Origin of the sequence: Pseudomonas taiwanensis DSM 21245 (genome assembly GCF_000425785.1) — a bacterium.
GTDB lineage: Bacteria > Pseudomonadota > Gammaproteobacteria > Pseudomonadales > Pseudomonadaceae > Aquipseudomonas > Aquipseudomonas taiwanensis.
The window spans coordinates 25019-44732 of record NZ_AUEC01000043.1; the positions used below are offsets into that span (position 1 = coordinate 25019).

15 protein-coding genes are annotated in these 19714 nt (G+C 61.8%); 7 read left to right on the forward strand and 8 right to left on the reverse strand.

The window, feature by feature from the left end:
- The first annotated feature begins 65 nt into the window (after nucleotides 1–65).
- Nucleotides 66–2258 carry a bifunctional 23S rRNA (guanine(2069)-N(7))-methyltransferase RlmK/23S rRNA (guanine(2445)-N(2))-methyltransferase RlmL gene (rlmKL, locus tag H620_RS0118000; protein WP_023379531.1) on the forward strand — a complete coding sequence of 731 codons (2193 nt, stop codon included), beginning with the start codon at nucleotides 66–68 and terminating at the stop codon, nucleotides 2256–2258.
- A gap of 94 nt (nucleotides 2259–2352) precedes the next feature.
- On the forward strand, nucleotides 2353–4746 hold the full coding sequence (locus H620_RS0118005) for a sensor domain-containing diguanylate cyclase (protein ID WP_027907808.1): 2394 nt from the start codon (nucleotides 2353–2355) through the stop codon (nucleotides 4744–4746).
- A gap of 167 nt (nucleotides 4747–4913) precedes the next feature.
- Here the strand turns inward: H620_RS0118005 and dacB are convergent, their stop codons facing one another.
- On the reverse strand, nucleotides 4914–6377 hold the full coding sequence (dacB, locus tag H620_RS0118010) for a D-alanyl-D-alanine carboxypeptidase/D-alanyl-D-alanine endopeptidase (protein WP_023379533.1): 1464 nt from the start codon (nucleotides 6375–6377) through the stop codon (nucleotides 4914–4916).
- Between the two features lie 188 nt (nucleotides 6378–6565).
- On the opposite strand from dacB, the gene H620_RS0118015 reads away from it, so the two are divergent.
- Nucleotides 6566–6910 carry a YggL family protein gene (locus tag H620_RS0118015; protein ID WP_023379534.1) on the forward strand — a complete coding sequence of 115 codons (345 nt, stop codon included), beginning with the start codon at nucleotides 6566–6568 and terminating at the stop codon, nucleotides 6908–6910.
- Between the two features lie 36 nt (nucleotides 6911–6946).
- Here H620_RS0118015 and H620_RS0118020 read toward each other — a convergent pair whose 3' ends face one another.
- The 6 genes from H620_RS0118020 to H620_RS0118045 form a co-directional block, all read right to left on the reverse strand.
- Nucleotides 6947–10561: an ATP-binding protein gene (locus H620_RS0118020; protein ID WP_027907809.1), complete on the reverse strand. Its 3615-nt coding sequence runs from the start codon at nucleotides 10559–10561 to the stop codon at nucleotides 6947–6949.
- An 8-nt stretch (nucleotides 10562–10569) separates the two neighbouring features.
- Entirely contained in the window at nucleotides 10570–11190 is a 621-nt protein-coding gene (locus H620_RS0118025; RefSeq protein WP_023379536.1) for a response regulator transcription factor, read from the reverse strand.
- A 277-nt stretch (nucleotides 11191–11467) separates the two neighbouring features.
- Nucleotides 11468–12799, reverse strand: a complete 1332-nt coding sequence (locus H620_RS0118030) for a deoxyguanosinetriphosphate triphosphohydrolase (RefSeq protein WP_023379537.1) — start codon at nucleotides 12797–12799, stop codon at nucleotides 11468–11470.
- 81 nt (nucleotides 12800–12880) lie between these two features.
- Nucleotides 12881–13207: a hypothetical protein gene (locus H620_RS0118035; protein WP_023379538.1), complete on the reverse strand. Its 327-nt coding sequence runs from the start codon at nucleotides 13205–13207 to the stop codon at nucleotides 12881–12883.
- Nucleotides 13204–13578 (reverse strand): phage holin family protein, encoded by a 375-nt coding sequence (locus tag H620_RS0118040; RefSeq protein WP_023379540.1) that lies wholly within the window; start codon nucleotides 13576–13578, stop codon nucleotides 13204–13206. Before H620_RS0118040 ends, H620_RS0118035 begins: the two co-directional genes overlap by 4 nt.
- Nucleotides 13579–13587: 9 nt before the next feature.
- Nucleotides 13588–13902 carry an ElaB/YgaM/YqjD family protein gene (locus H620_RS0118045; RefSeq protein WP_023379542.1) on the reverse strand — a complete coding sequence of 105 codons (315 nt, stop codon included), beginning with the start codon at nucleotides 13900–13902 and terminating at the stop codon, nucleotides 13588–13590.
- Between the two features lie 313 nt (nucleotides 13903–14215).
- On the opposite strand from H620_RS0118045, the gene H620_RS0118050 reads away from it, so the two are divergent.
- The 4 genes from H620_RS0118050 to H620_RS0118065 all read left to right on the forward strand — a co-directional run bounded on the left by H620_RS0118050 (nucleotide 14216) and on the right by H620_RS0118065 (nucleotide 17058).
- A complete protein-coding gene (locus H620_RS0118050; RefSeq protein WP_027907810.1) occupies nucleotides 14216–15424 on the forward strand; it encodes an ammonium transporter in 1209 nt (402 codons plus the stop codon).
- Between the two features lie 72 nt (nucleotides 15425–15496).
- The gene (locus H620_RS0118055; protein WP_023379545.1) at nucleotides 15497–15733 is read left to right on the forward strand and encodes a glutaredoxin family protein; all 237 of its coding nucleotides are present in this window, start codon (nucleotides 15497–15499) and stop codon (nucleotides 15731–15733) included.
- A gap of 80 nt (nucleotides 15734–15813) precedes the next feature.
- On the forward strand, nucleotides 15814–16122 hold the full coding sequence (locus H620_RS0118060; protein ID WP_023379546.1) for a hypothetical protein: 309 nt from the start codon (nucleotides 15814–15816) through the stop codon (nucleotides 16120–16122).
- Nucleotides 16123–16173: 51 nt separating this feature from the next.
- Complete coding sequence (locus H620_RS0118065; protein ID WP_023379547.1) at nucleotides 16174–17058, forward strand: pseudouridine synthase; 885 nt, start codon at nucleotides 16174–16176, stop codon at nucleotides 17056–17058.
- Between the two features lie 134 nt (nucleotides 17059–17192).
- Here the strand turns inward: H620_RS0118065 and H620_RS0118070 are convergent, their stop codons facing one another.
- Entirely contained in the window at nucleotides 17193–18758 is a 1566-nt protein-coding gene (locus H620_RS0118070) for a methyl-accepting chemotaxis protein (protein WP_023379548.1), read from the reverse strand.
- Between the last annotated feature and the right edge of the window lie 956 nt (nucleotides 18759–19714).

The window sequence follows — 19714 nt, forward strand, 5'->3', positions numbered from 1 at the left end:
GGGCAAACATCGGCGGGGCGATGCGTCGCACCGTCACCTATTTAGCCCAAGGCTTTGGAATCCACATGTCGGACCGTTTCGAACTTTATCTCACCTGCCCCAAAGGCCTGGAAGGCCTGCTCGCCGATGAGGCCCGCGGCCTCGGCCTCGAAGAGGTGCGCGAGCATACCTCGGCCATTCGCGGCGTCGCCGACATGGAAACCGCCTACCGCCTGTGCATCTGGTCGCGCCTGGCCAACCGCGTGCTGCTGGTGCTCAAGCGCTTCGCCATGAAGAATGCCGACGACCTCTACGATGGCGTGCACGCCGTGGATTGGGCTGACCATCTGGCCGCAGACGGCACTTTGGCGGTCGAGTTCAGCGGCCATGGCTCGGGTATCGACAATACCCACTTCGGTGCGCTCAAGGTCAAGGATGCCATCGTTGACAAACTGCGCAACCGTGAAGGCCTGCGCCCTTCGGTCGAAAAGGTCGACCCTGATGTGCGTGTGCACCTGCGCCTGGACCGCGGCGAAGCGATCCTTTCGCTCGATCTGTCCGGCCACAGCCTTCATCAGCGTGGCTACCGCCTGCAGCAGGGCGCTGCGCCGCTGAAGGAGAACCTGGCGGCGGCCGTGCTGATCCGTGCCGGTTGGCCACGCATTGCCGCCGAAGGCGGCGCCCTGGCCGACCCGATGTGTGGTGTGGGCACCTTCCTGGTGGAAGCGGCCATGATCGCTGCCGATATCGCTCCCAACCTCAAGCGTGAACGCTGGGGTTTCAGCAACTGGCTTGGCCATGTGCCGGCGTTGTGGCGCAAGGTGCAGGAACAGGCGCAGGCCCGCGCCGAGGCGGGTTTGGCCAAGCCCCCACTGTGGATTCGCGGCTACGAAGCCGATCCTCGGTTGATCCAGCCGGGTCGCAACAACGTCGAACGTGCCGGCCTGGGCGACTGGGTAAAGATCTACCAGGGCGAAGTCGCCAGCTTCGAGCCGCGCCCCGACCAGAACCAGAAGGGCCTGGTCATCAGCAACCCGCCCTACGGTGAGCGCCTGGGTGACGAAGCCAGTTTGTTGTACCTCTACCAGAACCTCGGCGAGCGCCTGCGCCAGGCCTGCATGGGCTGGGAAGCGGCGGTATTCACCGGCGCACCTGAGTTGGGCAAGCGCATGGGCATTCGCAGCCACAAGCAGTACGCGTTCTGGAACGGAGCGTTGCCGTGCAAGCTGCTGCTGTTCAAGGTGCAGCCTGACCAGTTCGTCACCGGTGAGCGCCGCGAAGGCCCGGTCGATGGCGCTGAAGGTGGTCACCAGGCTCCGGTGGCCAGTGAGCCTGCGCGGCTGTCGGAAGGCGCGCAGATGTTCGCTAATCGTCTGCAGAAAAACCTGAAGCAGCTGGGCAAGTGGGCGCGTCGCGAGCAGGTGGAATGCTACCGTCTGTACGATGCCGACATGCCTGAGTACGCCCTGGCCGTGGACCTCTACCAGAACTGGGTGCACGTTCAGGAATATGCGGCGCCGCGGTCGGTCGACCCGGAGAAGGCCCAGGCGCGCCTGCTCGATGCCTTGGCAGCCATCCCACAGGCGTTGGGTATCGATCCCCAGCGTGTGGTGCTCAAGCGTCGTGAGCGGCAAAGTGGCACTCGCCAATACGAGCGTCAGGCCACCGAGGGTCGCTTCCAGGAGGTCAACGAAGGTGGCGTCAAGCTGTTGGTCAACCTCACGGACTACCTGGACACTGGCCTGTTCCTCGACCATCGCCCGATGCGCATGCGCATCCAGCGCGAGGCGGCCGGCAAGCGCTTCCTCAACCTGTTCTGCTACACCGCCACGGCGACCGTGCATGCGGCCAAGGGCGGTGCGCGCAGCACCACCAGCGTCGACCTGTCGAAAACCTACCTCGACTGGGCGCGCCGCAACCTGTCGCTCAATGGCTTCTCCGAACGTAACCGCCTGGAACAAGGCGATGTGATGGCGTGGTTAGAGGGCAATCGTGACAGCTACGACCTCATCTTCATCGACCCGCCGACCTTCTCCAACTCCAAGCGGATGGAAGGGGTGTTCGACGTTCAACGTGACCACGTGCAGTTGCTTGACCTTGCCATGGCCCGTCTGGCACCGGGTGGCGTGTTGTACTTCTCCAACAACTTCCGCAAGTTCCAGCTCGATGAACACCTGGCCACGCGCTATGGGGTGGAGGAGATCACCGCGCAGACACTGGACCCGGATTTTGCCCGTAACAATCGCATTCACCGCGCCTGGCGCCTGCAATTGCGCTGATACGACGAGGAACGTTGCGCGGCTGATGGCCAATAGCTATAAATGAGCGCAGGGCTGGAAAATTCGCAGGACGCTGACGTGACGAGATTGCTTTATGTCCAAGGGTGGCGTGCATGCGAGGATCCTCGCCCTGTGCAGGGAGGTTGTGCCTGCCTGGGCCGTGGCGTTGGTGGCATTGGTGGCAGGCGGCCTGTTGTCGGCCGCCTTGGCGTTGGCCGCGCAGACATTCTATAAACAACAACTGCGCCAGCGTTTCGACCTGCTGGCCAGTGAGCGTTACAGTCGAATTGCCGAGCGTTTCGAAGACCAGCAGCAGCGCCTGGACGGCCTGCGGCGTTTTTTCAGCTTCTCCAGCGAAATAACCCCCCGCGAATTCGATGGCTATGCCCGGCCATTGCTGCTGCGCACGCAAGTCTACTCCTGGGCTCCGCGCGTGGAGGCGGCGCAGCGTGCCGAGTTCGAGCGCCGTGCCAGCGCCTGGCTCGGGCAGCCCTACCAGATCCGTGAACGGGATGCCCAAGGCAATTGGCATCCCGCGCCGCCACGCGATTACTACTTTCCGGTGCTCTATACCCAGGCAGCCAACATGGACGGTCAACCCTATGGGCTGGACCTGCGCAGCCAGCCTGAGCGCGAGGCGACGCTGGCGCGTGCCGTGGTGCCGGGCAGCATGGCGGTATCGTCACCGCTGAACATGATCAATGTCGCGCCGGACTATACCCGGGGGTTGCTGATGGTGGCACCGGTGTTCTCCGATAACGCAGCCGACGGACCTCCGTCCGGTTACGTGATGGCGTTGTTGAGCATGCGCCAGTTGATCACCGAAGGTCTTCCGGCGGTAGCCAACGACAATCTGGTGGTCCGGATCGTCGACCCCACTGGCACCGGTGGCCAGGAAGTGCTGTTCGACTCGCAGAACCCGGTTGCGCCCCTGCCGCTGGGTAGCAGCCAGTTGCTGCACCTGGCCGATCACGACTACCAGATCGATATCCGCCCCAGCATGGCCTTCCTCAAGGCCAACCGCTCCTCGGCGGCGCTCGGGATCGGCCTGCTGGGTGGATTGCTGAGTGTGTTGCTCAGTGCCTTGCTGTACAGCTTGTTCAGTCAGCGGCAACGAGCATTGGCGCTGGTCGAGCAGCGCACCGCCGAACTGCGGGTGAGCGAGCAGACGCTGCGCGGTACCCACAACCAGTTACGCAGCATATTGGATGCGGCGACCCAGGTGGCGATCATCGCCACCAGTCTCAAGGGCGTGATCAGCACGTTCAATGCTGGCGCCGAAAGCATGCTGGGGTACTCGGCCAGCGAGGCGGTCGGCCATCTGCGGCTCGAGGATCTGGTTCTGCCCCAGGAGCTGCACCTGCGTGCCCACGCGCTGAGCGTGCGTTACGGGCGGGATATCGCGGGGGGGCAGGCCATGTTCGCCGAAACGGTGCAGGAGGCGGGTGGAGAACCTGGAGAGTGGACTTTGCGGCGCAAGGATGGCAGCCAGTTGGTGGCCAACATGCTGGTCACTGCGGTGCTTGACGAGCAGGGGCTGTGGGTCGGTTACCTGGCCATCTGCATCGATGTTACCGAAAGGCGGCGCGTGCACGAGGCGCTGGCACTGCGTGACAGGTTGCTGGAGAAGCTCAGTGCCGAAGTGCCAGGTGGGATTTATCAGTACCGCCTCGATGCCGATGGCCGTTCGTGCTTCCCGTATTCCAGTCAGGGGCTGTACGACATTTACGAAGTGGACCTTCAATTGCTGCGCGAAGATGCCTCCAAGGTGTTCGAGCGTATCCATCCCGATGACCTGGAGCGAGTGCGCCGCTCAGTGCTTTATTCGGCCGAGCATCTCACCCCGTGGCGTGAAGAGTATCGTGTCTGTTTGCCACGCGCGGGGCTGCGCTGGGTGCGGGGCGAGGCGACGCCTGAAATAGGCGAGCAGGGGTGTACGCTGTGGCACGGCTATCTCACGGACATTTCCGACCTCAAGCGTGTGGAGGAGGAGCTCAGAACCTTGTCGGTGACCGATGCCCTCACCGGAATCCATAACCGGCGCTACTTCCAGGAACGGCTCAAGGTGGAGCTGGAGCGTGCCCAGCGCGATAACTTGGACCTGGCCGTGATCATGCTCGACATTGACCATTTCAAACGAATCAATGACCAGTTCGGCCATGCGGTGGGCGACCATGTGCTGCGCAGCCTGTGCCAGCGCATCGGCAACCGCTTGCGGCGTACCGATGTGTTTTGTCGTCTGGGTGGCGAGGAGTTCATGGTGCTGTGCCCGGGAAGCAACGCCGACCAGGCCTACCGTTTGGCGCTTGAACTGTGGCAGGGGGTACGCAATGTGCCGGTGGACGGTGTCGGCAGGGTGACTGCGAGTTTCGGGATTGCCGGATGGCGTTCAGGCGAGGCGGCCGATGCGTTGTTGTTGCGGGCGGATGCCGGGGTGTATGCGGCCAAACAGGCCGGGAGGGACCGGGTCGAGACGGAGCTGCCATGAGCGCCGCTGCTTGCTGCGGCGCCTTCTTGTAGGAGCGGGTTTACCCGCGAACACGGGCTAAGCCCGTGTCATCCACCGGGTTGCCTGATTCGTGGGTAAACCCGCTCTCACAGGCAAAGCGCGAGCGTCTAGGTGCTCCTGCACGGTCCATGCAGGAGCGCCGATGGTCACTGAGCGGTGGATGCCGTGCTGTTGGCGAGCTTGGGCTGGCGATACAGGTCCAGCAGAACCTGGTCCAGCACCTGCGAAGCACCCCATGGCTTTGGATCGTTGAGGATCGCCGCCACCGCCCAGGTATGGCCGTTGCTGTCGCGGCTGAAGCCGGCAATGGCACGTACGGTGTTCAGCGTACCGGTCTTGATGTGGGCCTCGCCGGTCATCGCCGTGCGTTTCAGGCGCTTGCGCATCGTGCCGTCCATACCCACCAGCGGCATCGAACTGATGAATTCGGCGGAGTAGGGGCTTTTCCAGGCGGCCTGAAGCAAGGCCGCCATCTCGCGGGTGCTCACGCGTTCGGCACGGGACAGACCAGAGCCGTTCTCCATGACCAGATGCGGCGCGGTGATGCCTTTTTTCGCCAGCCACTGGCGGACCACGCGTTGGGCTGCGCGGGCATCGTCACCGTCGGCATCGGTACGGAACTGTGCGCCGATGCTCAGGAACAACTGCTGGGCCATGGTGTTATTGCTGTACTTGTTGATGTCGCGGATCACTTCCACCAGGTCGGGGGAGAACGCCCGGGCCAGCAGACGCGCGCTCTTGGGTACGTTTTCGACGCGGTCGCGGCCCTGGATGCTGCCGCCCAGCTCGTTCCAGATCGCCCGCACGGCGCCGGCCGCGTAGGTCGGGTGATCGAGCAGGGACAGGTAGGTTTGCGAGTTGCAGCCGTCGCCGAGTTGGCCGCTGACCACCACGCTCAGGCCGTCGGGCTGGGCTACCGGGTTGTAGCGCACATCGCCGCTGCACTGTTTGGAGGCCACCGCCTTGACCTGGTTGTCGATACGGATGTTGGCAATCGGCGGCTCGACCGCGACGGTCACCTTGCCGCCATCGTTGCGGGCGACGAACCGCAGGGCCTTGAGGTTGACCAGCAGCGAATCGGGTTTGACCAGGAAGGGTTTGTTGACGTCACCGCCGTCATCATCGAACTGTGGCAGGTTCGGCTGGACGAAGTGGCTGCGGTCCAGCACCAGGTCGCCGGTAACCGTGCGCACGCCGTTGGCGCGCAAGTCACGCATCAGCAACCACAGTTTTTCCATGTTCAGCTTGGGGTCGCCGCCGCCCTTGAGGTACAGATTGCCGTTGAGCACGCCATTGCTCAGCGTGCCATCGGTGAAGAATTCGGTCTTCCACTGATAGGTCGGCCCAAGCAGCTCCAGGGCGGCATAGGTGGTGACCAGTTTCATGGTCGAAGCCGGGTTCACCGAAACATCGGCATTGAACACGGTTGGGGTACCGGGCCCATCCAGTGGCAGCATGACCAGCGACAGTGCCGAGTCCTGCAGTTTGTTGGCTTTGAGGGCCTGCTGGACCTTGGGAGGTAGGGTGGTGTTGACGGCTGCGGCCTGGCTGGGCAGTGCCAGAGGCAGAAGCAGGCCGGCGAGAACAAGGGGACGGAGCGTTTTGATCATGTTCGATAAGTACCCTGCGCACGAGGGGAATGATAGCGGGGCTGTAAAAGATGATGGCCCCAGGACGACATACGAGTGCGCATTATGCCCCAAGCGCGATCTACATGGGCTACGGTTCAACGGAAAAGCGCCGCTGGCGCGTGGAAACTGGTAAAGTGCCGCGCGTTATTACTCAAGAGGATTGTTTCATGGCCACCAACCGTTCCCGTCGTCTGCGCAAGAAGCTGTGCGTGGATGAATTCCAGGAGCTGGGTTTCGAACTGAACCTGGATTTCAAGGAAGACCTGTCCGACGAAGCCATCGATGCCTTCCTCGATGCCTTCCTGGCAGAAGCCATGGACGCCAACGGCCTGGACTATGTTGGCGGCGATGACTTCGGCCTGGTCTGCCTGGCCAAGCGTGGCTCGGTCAGCGAAGAACAGCGCGCCACCGTCGAGAGCTGGCTCAAGGGCCGCAGCGAACTGACCAAGATCGAAGTCAGCCCGCTGCTGGACGCCTGGTATCCGGACAAGCCGATCAACCCGGCTTCCTGATCCACAGCTGAGCGGCCGTCCCGCTGACGGACCGCTTCACTGAGCCCTGGCAGGCCCACTCAGGTGCCTGGCCAGGGCTTTTTCAACTCGGCGCATGTGCCGAGCCAACGCCTGTCGCCGGGTCTTCACCATCGAAGTCGGCAGGGCGGTCTCTTCAAGGGCCTCGCAGGCCGCCATCAAGCGCTGTGCTTCGAGCATGCGCGCTGCGCTGAGGATCTTGTGCGCCTGGTCGGAAATCTCCAAGGCGTCTTCAACGGGGTCCATTTGCATCAACACCGTCAGGTCTTGCCGCAAGCTCTCGAGCAACGTGGTCATGAACCGAGTGCGGGCGCTTGGGTCATTGCCTACGATCGTGCCCAGGCCTTCGAGACAGAAGGGGTGACGCTTGGCGGCGCTGGCTGGTTGACGCGGTTTGATATCGGCCAGGTATTTGCTTAGGGTGCCCAGGCTGATGGGCTTGAGCAGGCAGTCGTCCATGCCGGCGTTCAGGCATTTCTGTGTCACCTCAGGCTGCGCGTTGGCGGTGTAGCCCAGAATTACGCAACGCGCTCGTCCACTGCGTTGTTCTTCGGCACGTACCGCTGTCGCCAGTTGGTAGCCATTCATGTGAGGCATGTTGCAGTCGAGGACCAGCGCATCGAAATTGCCCTCACGCCATTTTTCCAGGCCCTCGGGACCATTGTTGGCGCTCGACTGGCTAAGGCCCAGGTAACTCAGCTGCTGTTCCATCAACAGCAGGTTGGCCGGGTGGTCGTCGATGACCAGGATATTCAGCCTTGGGTCGGGGGTTTGCACGGCGTCGTTCGCCGGCACGGCGCGCGACGGTGGGCCCACCCGCTGCAGCGGCATGACCAGGCGCACCTGGGTGCCAACGCCCTCAAGGCTCTTGATGGTCAGCTTGCCGCCCATCATCTCGCACAGGTTCCGGCAGATGGCCAGTCCGAGTCCGGTACCGGCCCGGGCGCCTTGACTGTGAGGGTTGGCCTGGACGAACGGGCTGAACAATCGGTGCAGATCATCGGCCTGTATACCGATGCCGCTGTCACGCACCTCGAGATCCAGTAGGCCCAGGCCGGTGCCGTCATCATCCTGCACGTCCACACTGATGCGCACCTGGCCATGCTCGGTGAACTTGATGGCATTGCTGGTCAGGTTCGACAGCACCTGTTTGAAACGCAGCGGGTCGAGTAACGCATGGCAGCGTGCGCCAGGGGCGATCAGAACCTCCAGTGACAGGTTTTTCTGGCGGGCCTGGCCGTCGAACACGCGTCCTACCGATTCGATCAGTGCAGCGAGGTTTACAGGCTCCGGCGCCAGTGAAAGGTGGCCCGACTCGATCCGAACGATGTCCAGGATATCGCCGATCAAGCCCAGCAGGTCCTTGGCCGAAAGGTAGGCGACTTCCAGTGCCGAGCGGTCCACCTGCCCTCGGTTCGCCCGTTTGACCGCCAGCTCCAGCATGCCGATGACCGCGTTCATTGGCGTACGGATCTCATGGCTGATGGTTGCCAGGAAGGTGCTTTTGGCACGGTTGGCATCATCGGCCTGCTGCTTGGCCTGGCGTAACTGCTGGACCAGCTTGCGCCGCTCGCTGATGTCGATCCAGCCGCCGATGATCCCCTTGACTTCGCCCATGGAATCCCGGTACGGCAGAATCCAGTGGTAGATGGTCATCTCCTGGCCCTTGACCCGCAGCGGCCGGTCGAGGATCAATGGGGTACCGATGCTCATCACACGGTGGTAGTCGGCCTGGATCTGCCGTGTATGTTCAGGATCGCCGTTCAGGCTGTCTTCCAGGCGCTTGCCAATGACGTCTTCGGCGCTGGCCTGGACGGCCTCCAGGTAGCTGTCGTTGCAGCTTTGCAGGCACCCCTCGCGATCTCGCACGTACATCGGATGTGGAGTGCCGTTGATCAGGGCACGCATGAACGCCAGTTGATCGTTCAGGGCGCGCTCGGCGAGTTGGCGCTGTTTGATCTGGCGCCGCAGGCGCGCATTCCAAAGCAGCGCCAGCAGCAGTAGCAGGCCGGTTCCCAGCAGGACCTGCACCGCCAGGCGCAGAAAACCCTGCCAGGTGTTGTCCTCATGGACGCTGTAGCCGCGCCAGCGGTTGTTGATGACCCCCAGTTCCTCCGGCGAGATGCTCATCAGGGCTTTGTCGAGAATCGAAGCGAGCTCGCTCGACGCACTCGGCATGGCCATGGCGAAGCTGGCAGGCTCGCTGTCGATCGAGCTGCGGATGATCAGGTCGGGGTTGCCGGACACTGCGTGGTTGGCGTCGAGCAAGGTGGTGATGACGGCGTCGACGGCCCCGCTGCGCAACAAGGCCATGGAATAGAAGGCGCTTTCGGTTTCGATCCAGCCAATCAGGGGGTAGCGCCTGGAAAGCATCTCGTCCATGGCGCTGTAGCGGGTAATTGCGATGCGATGGCCTTGGAGTTGCTCCAGGGTATCCAGTGGTTGCTCGTTGGCACGGGTAACCAGTACGTAGGCACTTTCAAGGTACGGGCGACTGAGGCGCAAGGCGGTGCCATCGGCGCCGTCGGTGGCGAACGCGGCGATCATGTCGACCCGGCCATCCTTGAGCCGGGTGATCATGTCGGCGATACCGCTGGCGCGCTGCACCTCGAAGCGCAGGCCGGTACGCAGGCGAACCAGTTCCAGCAGGTCGGCGCTGATCCCGCGAAAATGGCCGACACCATCGAAGAACGAGACCGGCGCTGCCGTCTCGTCGATGGCTACCCGCACTGTCGGATGGGTCTGCCGCCATTTTTCCTCGGCGGCCGTCAGTTGCAGTTGGCGATCGGTCAGCAGCGTATCGCTGCCCGCGCTCCAGCGTTTGAAGATACTGGTGCGCACGACGCTGGGCTGGATATCGAGGGTGGCGTTCACCAGTTCCCTGAGGGTGGTATCGTCCTGGCGCATGGCGAAGCCGAAGCCAACCGCCTCGTGCTGGCTGAAGCTGGCCATGCGTAGGCGTGGCAGGTGGCCGCGATTGAGCTGGTAGTGGGTGGAGATCGTGTCTCCGATGAACACGTCGGCTTGGCCAAAGGCTACGGCGGCAAGGGCCTGGGATGATGAGCCGAAGGCCAGCAGCTCGGCCTTGGGGTAGGTGTCATGGACTTTTCGCTCGGGCTGGTAATGATACAGCATGCCCAGGCGCAGCCCATCGAGGTCACGGTCCACCGCACGTTTTTCATATTCGCGTGTGACCAGCACCGGTTGGTCGATGGCATAGGGGCGGGACAGCACCAAGCCGTCGGTTTGTGCTTCGTAGCTGTTGGCGCTGCCGAGCAGGTCGATTTCACCCCGTTTCAGGGCCTCGACCGCTGCTTGTCGGTGAGGGTAGCGCAAAACCCGTATTGGCAGCTTCAGGGCTTTGCCAATCAGGTTGGCGTATTCAGCGGTGAGGCCCTGGTAGTCGCGGCCACCGCTGGTGATGTCGAACGGAGGGTAGTCCGGTGCCGAGGTGCCCAGCACCAGTTCGCGACGATTCTCCAGCCATTGCTGCTGCTCGGGTGTCAGTTGCGGATAGGTCGCGGTCGTACCGGAGCGGGGCAGCAACGCATAGGCGGTGGCTTCATGGTGTGTCGCCTGGGCCGCACTCATCATGATCAAGCCAAGGAACATGCAGACAACGTAGCGTGCCATGCCAGGCCTCAGACCAATGCGTTGCGTTTGGCCATGTCTATCAGGTCGACCAGTGTATTGACCTTGAGCTTTTGCATCAGTCGTTTCTTGTAGGTGCTGACGGTTTTGTTGCTCAGGAACATGCCCTGGGCAATCTCCTTGTTGCTTCTGCCTTGGGCAAATAGTTGCAGCACCATAAGTTCGCGGTCATTAACCTGTCGGAAAAGTTTTAAATCGGCGTCCGACGCTTCCTGGGAATAATTCATTGCCTGGCTGGGGAAATAATTGTATCCAGCAAGTACAGCCTTGATGGCGCTCAGCAGTTCGCTGAGGTCTTCCTGCTTGCACACATAACCGGCCGCCCCCGAATGCATGCAGCGCACCGCGAACAAGGCCGGGGACTGGGCGGTGAGTACCAGCACTTTCAATGGCAAGGCCATGTTCTGGAGGCGTGACAGCATTTCCAGGCCATCGAGCATGGGGATGCTGATGTCGAGAATCACCAGGTCGGGGAGGGCGTCGCGGATCCTCTGCATGGCATCGACACCGTTGTCCGATTCGCCGACGATCTTGTAGTTCTGGTTCTCCAGCAGCATGCGTACAGCCAGGCGGATAACGGGGTGGTCATCGACAATGAATACGGATTGCATGTTCAACTTCCTGCGGATTAGTGGCGAAGGCAGGTGCACCTTAACTCAGTTGGAAGTCAGCGGGCATGCGAGGAACGACTGTTAGCGATATATGGGAAATCGCTTACAAGAAAAAACAAATAAGACTACGAAAATGCCACGTGTTGTTATTCATTTGACTGATTTAGTAACTTTATATTTGCTAAAAACAAGCCGTGTTTAGCCTTGCTCGGCGGTATGTAGGAGTTTTCTTTCAAAAAGGGTGGCGCGGGCAGCCGCCGCGCCACGTGACAGGTACTCATACCGGGCTGGAACGACCTGTCATTTCCCGTGCCATTTCGCTGGCATAGCTGTCGGTCATGCCGGCGATGAAATCGATCATGCGCAGGAAGGCATTGTGCAGTGAACCGTGTGGGTCGGGCGCATTGTTGCCGATCAGGTCGAGCACCCGGCGGCTCTTGAACGACGGTGAGCGGCCGCCATGTTGTTCCAGAGCAGCTCCGCAGAAGGTGTTGAGCAGGATTTCCAGCGTGGTGTAGGCGCCGATCTCGTGCAGGGTCTTGCGTTTGTCCTGGAAGATCTTGTTACGCGCCATGTCCTTGGCCTGCAGAACGCAGCGCTTGGCCGGGCCATGCATGTGCTCCACCAGATCCCCTGGCAGACGGCCGGCCAACAGCGCCTGTTGCTGCTCGACGAAGGCGCGGGCGGCTGCGTTGGTCAGGTGCTCGATGGCCTTGCCGCGCAGGATGGCCAGCTTTCGTCGCCGGGAGTCCGAGGGGCCGAGTTGGCGGTAGGTTTCGGGCAGGTCGTCGCCAACCAGGTCGAGCAGCAGCGCTTCGACCTCCGCGTACTGGAGCAACTCCATTTCCAGACCGTCTTCCAGGTCGATCAGCGCGTAGCAGATGTCGTCGGCCGCCTCCATCAGGTACACCAGCGGGTGACGCGCCCAGCGTTGGTGCTCGAGCAGTGGCAGGCCCAGTTTGCGGGCGATCTGCTCCAACAGCGGCAATTCGCTCTGGTAGCACCCGAATTTATGCTTCTTGTAGCCCAAGGCATCCGCGTGGCGGGCGCTCCAAGGGTATTTGAGGTAGGTGCCCAGCGTGGCGTAGGTCAGTCGGGTACCGCCATCGAACTGGTGGTACTCCAACTGCGTGAGCACACGGAAACCCTGGGCGTTGCCCTCGAAATTGAGGAAGTCGGCCCTTTCGTCATCGTTCATGTCGTCCAGCCAGCCACGATCCGCGGCCTGCTGGAACCAGTGACGAATAGCGTCCTCGCCTGAATGGCCGAACGGCGGGTTGCCGATATCGTGGGCCAGGCAGGCGGACTGTACGATCATGCCCAGGTCGCTGGGGGCGCACCAGTCCGGCAAGCTGTCGCGCAGGGTTTCGCCAACCCGCATGCCCAGCGAACGGCCGACGCAGCTGACCTCCAGGGAATGGGTCAGGCGGGTATGGATATGATCGTTGCTGGAGACTGGGTGTACCTGGGTCTTGCGTCCCAGGCGGCGAAAGGCGCCCGAGAAGATGATCCGGTCGTGGTCTTTGTGGAAGGGGCTGCGGCCGAGTTCTTCGGGGCTGTACAGGGCTTTGCCCAGGCGTTCACGGGTCAGCAGGGTTTGCCAGTCCAAGGCTCGATCTCCTGTCGGTCGATGGCCATAGCTTCCCGTGTCGCGGCTGGCGGTGCAAGCGCCAGCCGCTGATCATTCCCCTCAGGGGCGCCGATTCTGCATGAACAGGCGAATCAGTGGCAGCAAGCTACCCCCCAGCCGCACCAGACGGGCCAGGTTGCCGCTGCGCATGCCTTTGCCTGTGAGGAAACCCATCGCTACCACAGCGCCGAGCCCCCACAATGGCGCATGCTTGATGCCCAGGCCGTCCTGCAGCGAATTACCCATGCCGCGCACGCGTCTGAGTGGTTCGAGCAGTTGCGCCGACTCGTGGCGAATTTCCTGACGGTGCATTTCCAGGCGCAGGCGCAACAGTGCCTTGCGCAGTTCCCTTGGGTTTCGAGTATTTGGCAATTCCGGCAGGCTCATGGCAGTAGGCGCTCCCGGTCCTTGGCCAACTCTTCAAGCGTGGCGTTGAAGGGCGACGATTCGTCGAATACCGCGGCCTTGAGGCGCAAGCCGCAATACAGCGCGGCCAGGCTGTAGAACACGCACAGGCCAATGATGCCGGCCAGTCGATAGCTGTCCCACAGCAGTACCAGCAACAGTCCGGACAAGGCTGTCAGCAACAGCAAAGCGAAGACCAGTGCCAGACCCGCGAACAACAGCAGGCTCAGGGTGCGGGCTTTCTGCTCCTGCAGTTCGATGCCGAACAGTTCGATATGGCTGTGCAACAGCCCGAGCAGGGCCGCACTCAGGCGTTTGCCCGAAACGCCGGCGCCGTTGGCGTCGTTCTCCATGGGTACTCCTCAGCGCCGATTGGCCAACAGGCCGATCAGCAGGCCAACGCCCGCAGCGATACCGATCGCGTGCCAGGGCTTTTCCTGCACATACTGCTCGGCGGCACCCAGGGCGGCCTGGCCGCGTTCGCGCACTGAGTCCTGGGTCAGTTGCAGCGTTTCGCGGGCCTGGGTCAGGCGCTCGTGGATCTGCTCGCGCAGTTCGTCGGCCTGGTCGCCTGCCAGGTTGGCGGTGTCGGCAAGCAGTTTCTCGGTGTCTCGCACCAGTGCCTGGAAGTCAGCCATCAATATCTCTTGTGCATTCTTTGCCGATTTGCTGGCCATGGGGCTCTCCCTTGAGTGTTGGTGAAAATTTCGAGTAACGCGGCGTGGCAAAGGTTCACTGCCAACGCTGGTATGGGCCTTGCTAAGTGTTTTGCCACGTCATGGGGCGATGGCATGGACCGTTGCGCCGATTCAGGGCGACACCCCGGCGGATACCAACAAACCTTAACCCAATCCTCGACAAACCCAAGAAAAAACCACGCAGGCTCCAGCCAGGTCACTGAAACAGGGCAGGGGGCTGGCACCGATTAGGTGCACGGATGCAGGTTCTTGAACTGTCCTGGTGCTTTTTTTCAGCAGGTCTGCCTACGTCATGGAAAACATGCACAGCGCGATGGACTCCCTGGTCCATGGCTCCAATACGCTTTTCATCCTCATGGGGGCCATTCTAGTACTGGCCATGCACGCTGGCTTCGCTTTTCTGGAAGTGGGGACCGTGCGACACAAGAATCAGGTCAACGCATTGTCGAAGATCCTCAGCGACTTCGCCATATCGGCCTTGGTGTACTTCTTCATCGGTTACTGGATCGCCTATGGGGTAAGCTTCCTGCACCCGGCGGCGCAGCTGGCGGCCGACCACGGCTATGCACTGGTCAAGTGCTTCTTTCTGCTGACCTTCGCCGCGGCCATCCCGGCCATCATCTCCGGCGGTATCGCCGAGCGGGCGCGATTCGCCCCGCAGCTGTGCGCAACCGCATTGATCGTTGCGTTCATCTACCCGTTCTTCGAAGGCCTGGCATGGAACGGCAACCTGGGTGTGCAGGCATGGCTGCAGGCTACCTTCGGTGCGCCTTTCCATGACTTCGCGGGCTCGGTGGTGGTGCACGCCATGGGCGGCTGGCTGGCCCTGGCGGCAGTGGTACTGCTGGGCGCGCGGTGTGGGCGCTATCGGGAGGGCCGTCTGGTGGCGTTCGCGCCTTCGAGCATTCCATTCCTGGCGCTGGGTTCGTGGATTCTGATCATCGGCTGGTTCGGCTTCAACGTCATGAGTGCCCAGACCCTGCAGGGGGTGAGCGGCCTGGTGGCGATCAACTCGTTGATGGCCATGGTCGGGGGAACGCTGGCGGCCCTGCTGGCCGGGCGCAATGACCCTGGCTTCCTGCATAACGGCCCATTGGCAGGCCTGGTGGCCGTGTGCGCAGGTTCGGACCTGATGCACCCGATTGGCGCTCTGGCCACCGGGCTGGTGGCGGGCGTGCTGTTCGTCTGGAGCTTCACCGCTGCACAGAACCGCTGGAAGATCGACGATGTGCTGGGTGTCTGGCCTCTGCACGGCTTGTGCGGGGTTTGGGGCGGAATCGCCTGTGGCATCTTCGGCCAGGTCGCGTTGGGCGGCATGGGCGGGGTCAGCCTGATCAGCCAGCTTTTGGGCAGCCTGGCTGGTGTGGTGGTGGCGTTGGTGGGCGGTTTCGCGGTGTATGGAACCCTCCGTGCGCTGCATGGCCTGCGTTTGAGCCACGAGCAGGAGTTCCAGGGCGCCGACCTGTCGCTGCACCGCATCGGTGCCACCAGCCAGGATTGAGCCGAGTCAGATGCGCATAGGGCGGGACCGACCTAGAATAGAGGCTCTCCCATTCTCTGACCGGACCTGCCCATGCTGCCTGAATGCCAACTGTTCGGCACCCTCGGTTGCCATCTATGCGAAGTGGCCGAGGCCGTGCTGATGCCTTTCGTCGAGCACGGCCTGCTGGTGGAGCTGGTCGATATCGCCGAAGACGAAGCGTTCTTCGAGCGATACAGCCTGATCATTCCGGTGTTGCGGCGATGCGACAACGGCGCCGAGTTGCGCTGGCCATTCGATGCCGAGCAGGTGGTGACCTTTCTTGGCTGACCTGTGCGAGGGCAGCCTGAATTGACGGAATAGTGAAGCTCTCCGTATGCTGTATATAAATACAGTATCAGGGTGAACTCATGCTCAACGTCGAGCAACTCAAGTACAGCGTCAACCGCATGTCGCCAGACCGGGTATGCGACGCCGTGGTCGAACTGCGTCTTGAAGGCCTGGTGACGGACGACCGCACCCCATTTGGCAAGGTGCATTTCAACACCTGCTTTGCCGAGATCGAGGCCTTGTTCCAACGGGCCGGCTACCACCGGGCGCTCGATGTCGTGGGTTATCAGGGTCTGGTCTATGCGCTCTACGACCCTGGACGTTGGGAGGCGGTGGAGGTGTTGCGTTGGTTGAAAGAGCGTAGCGATGGAGTAGGGCGGGCTGGTTGAGCCGTCGGGCTTGGGGGATAATGCGCGGTCCTGATCGCCCAGAGCTTTGCCATGACCACACCGTTCGACCCCGCTCGCCAGCAGGCCAGCACCGTCTGCCTGCCACCTGGTAACTGGGCGACGGTTCTGGATTGTCTTTGCGACCACTTCAGCGCCATCAGTCGCGACCAGTGGCTTGACCGTTTTGCCCGTGGTCGTGTGCTCGATGCCGAAGGCCAGCCTATTGCAGCTCACCTGCCATATAGGCGGGGCATGCGCCTGCACTATTTTCGCGAAGTGCCCAATGAACGGCCGATCCCGGTGCAGGAAACCATTGTTCACATGGATGAGCACCTGGTGGTGGCTGACAAGCCGCATTTCCTGCCGGTGACGCCGACCGGGGAATACGTCGAACAGACCTTGCTGCGCCGCCTGATCCGCCGCCTGGACAATCCCCACCTGGTGCCGCTGCACCGGATCGACCGGCACACCGCGGGCCTGGTGTTGTTCTCCGCCAACCCTCAGACCCGCAGCGCCTACCAGCGGCTGTTTCCCGAGCGGCGCATCGACAAGCGCTACCAGGCCATTGCTGCGGCGATGCCACAGCATGCATTCCCTTTGGTGCACCGAAGCCGCCTGGTACATGGTGAGCCATTCTTCCGCATGCACGAGGTCGAGGGCCAGAGCAATAGCGAGACCTTGGCCGAGGTGCTGGAAAAGCGAGGCGAGCTTTGGCGCTACGGGCTGTCGCCGGTAACCGGCAAGACTCATCAATTACGTGTTCATATGGCGGCGCTCGGGGCAGGGATCTGCAACGACCCGTTCTACCCGGTTTTGCTCAAGGAAGAAGACGATTACCAGCGACCGTTGAAGTTGCTGGCGCAGAGTTTGCGTTTCGAGGATCCGTTGACGGGGGAGCAGCGGTACTTCGAGAGTGGTTTGACGCTGGATTGGTGAAGCCGGGCCGCTATGCGGCCCGTTTTTCATGCGGGCTCCTCGCAGGAGCACCCGATTGCTGTTGTCTTGCCGGTTCCATTGCTGGCAAGCCGGTTCCTACAGGCGGTGCGCGACGCCTGCAGGAGCGAGCAAGCTTATCGGTTGAAGCGCTCCACCAGCGAATACTGCGTGCCGGCAGTGGAGGTCAGCTCTTCGCTGAGCAGTGCCGAGTGTTGCGCCTGTTCGGCGGTCTGGTCGGCCAGCTCGGCGATGGTGCTGATGTTGCGGCTGATCTCGTCGGCCACGGCGGTCTGTTCTTCGGTGGCCGCCGCGATCTGGGTGGCCATGTCGGTGATATTGGCTACCGCTTCGCTGATTCCAATCAGCGCCTGGTCGGCCTGCATGACCCGCTCGACACCTTCCTGGGCCTGGCGGTGACCGGTTTCCATGGTGAGTACAGCGTTGCTGGCGGTTTGTTGCAGCTTGGCGATCAGGGTGTGGATTTGTCCGGTCGACTCGGCGGTACGCTGGGCCAGTTGGCGGACCTCGTCGGCGACCACCGCGAAACCACGGCCCATTTCACCGGCGCGGGCGGCTTCGATGGCGGCGTTCAGTGCCAGCAGGTTGGTCTGGTCGGCGATGCCTTTGATCACGTCTACCACACCACCGATTTCATCGCTGTCCTTGGCCAGTTGCGTCACGGTCTGACCGGTTTCGCCCACGGCTGTGGAGAGTCGTTCGATGGCTTCGCGGGTTTCACCGGCGATCTGGCGACCCTGGCTGGTCAGGCGGTTGGCTTCCTGGGTGGCGTCGGCAGTGCGTTGGACGTGGTTGGCCACTTCCTGAGTGGTGCTGGCCATCTGGTTGACGGCGGCGGCGACCTGTTCGGTTTCCACCCGCTGACGCTCCAGCCCCGAGGAGCTCTTGTGGGCCAGGGCATCGGACTGGCGCGCTTGCTCGCTGAGGTGTTCGGCACTGTCCTGCAGACGTGTCAGGCAGGTCTTCATCCGCGCATCCTGGCTGAGCATCGCCATTTCCAGGCGTGCCTGTACGCCGCGGCTGTCGGTGAACATCTGCGCGATCAGCGGGTCGGAGGTGGTCTGCTCGGCCAGGCGCAGCAGGCGTTTGAGGCCGCGTTGCTGCCAGGTCAGGCCAAGCAGGCCCAGCGGTACCGACAGGCCGGCGGCCAGGGCAAAGCCCCAGGAATGGCCGAGCCAGTTGCCGATGAGGAAGCCGATCTGGCTGACGAGAATGAACGGCAGCCAGTCCTGCACCACCGGCAGCCATGTGTCGCGGCGCGGGATGGCGCTCTTGCCTTGGTTGATGCGTTGGTAGAGGGCTTCGGCGCGGCGGATCTGCTCGGCAGTAGGTTTGACGCGGACCGACTCGAAGCCGATGACTTGGTTGTTTTCGAAAATGGGGGTGACGTAGGCATTGACCCAGTAGTGGTCGCCCGATTTGCAGCGGTTCTTGACGATGCCCATCCAGGGCAGGCCCTGCTTCAGGGTCTGCCACATATGCGAGAACACCGCCGACGGAACGTCGGGGTGGCGCACCAGGTTGTGCGGGGCACCGGTCAGTTCTTCGCGGGAGAACCCGCTGATCTCGATGAATGCATCGTTGCAGTAGGTGATCACACCTTTGGCATTGGTGGTGGAGATCAACCGCTGTTGGGCAGGGAAAGTCCGTTCTCTCTGGGTAATCGGCTGGTTGTTACGCATGGGCTGAGTAATCCGCAAGGCTTTCCACAGATATCGGCAAGCCACTGGTTTTATTGAATGAATATTTAATTATGGTTGATCTGGCGCAAGGATTGTGAGGTGGGGCTGCATTAGGGAATCCTAGGTTTTCAGGGAAGATGCTGCCTTTACTCGGAACTTTATGACCATTTTGTGACGCTTGGCGTCTATCATGACCGATTGGCCATCAAAGAGCCATCGCGCGATGCATGCTGCGCTTTTGCTTTCTTTTGCTTTTGCTGTGTTCTGGTTTCCAGTACGCGGTTGTCCAGGCGCCGCTACTTGCGACGTCGGTAGGTCGAGCGTAGGGCTTGCTCCGGGAGGGCCGCGCTGAACGGCCCCTCCTGGGCCGCAGCGTTTGACGGGCATTCATGCCCGTCACCTCCCTGCGCAAGCCCTGCGCTCGGCCTCCTGAAGTCGCATGAGGTGGCGCCTGAACTACCGCGCGCTAGAAGCAAGAGCAAAGCGAAGCAAAAGAAAATTTGCCTCGCATTTATGGTTTTAATATTGAATGTGCGGCTGGTTCAGTTGTTGTTGTTGTTGTTGTTGTTGTTGTTGTTCGGATTAGGTATTTCAAGCGCCGCTTTTGCTTTTAATGCGCGATATTCCAGGCGCTGCAAAGTGCGACGTCAGTAGGCCGAGCGTAGGGCTTGCGGAGGGAGGTGACGGGCATGGATGCCCGTCAAGCGCTGCGGCCCAGGAGGGGCCGTTCAGCGCGGCCCTCCCGGGAGCAAGCCCGTAGCGAGGGAACCCCGAAGCGAAGCGAAGGGGCCGGATGATAGGAGCCAGCGGTTTTTGCCTACTTTTGCCCAAGAGCAAAAGCAGGTCGCCGTAAAGGCGAAAAGGTGAATGAGCGCCTCCATGGCGAATGGATATGCACGCTATCTGAATGCCGCCCTTAAATCTGTGCTTTGAAGTTTGAGGTTTTGGTTTCTGGA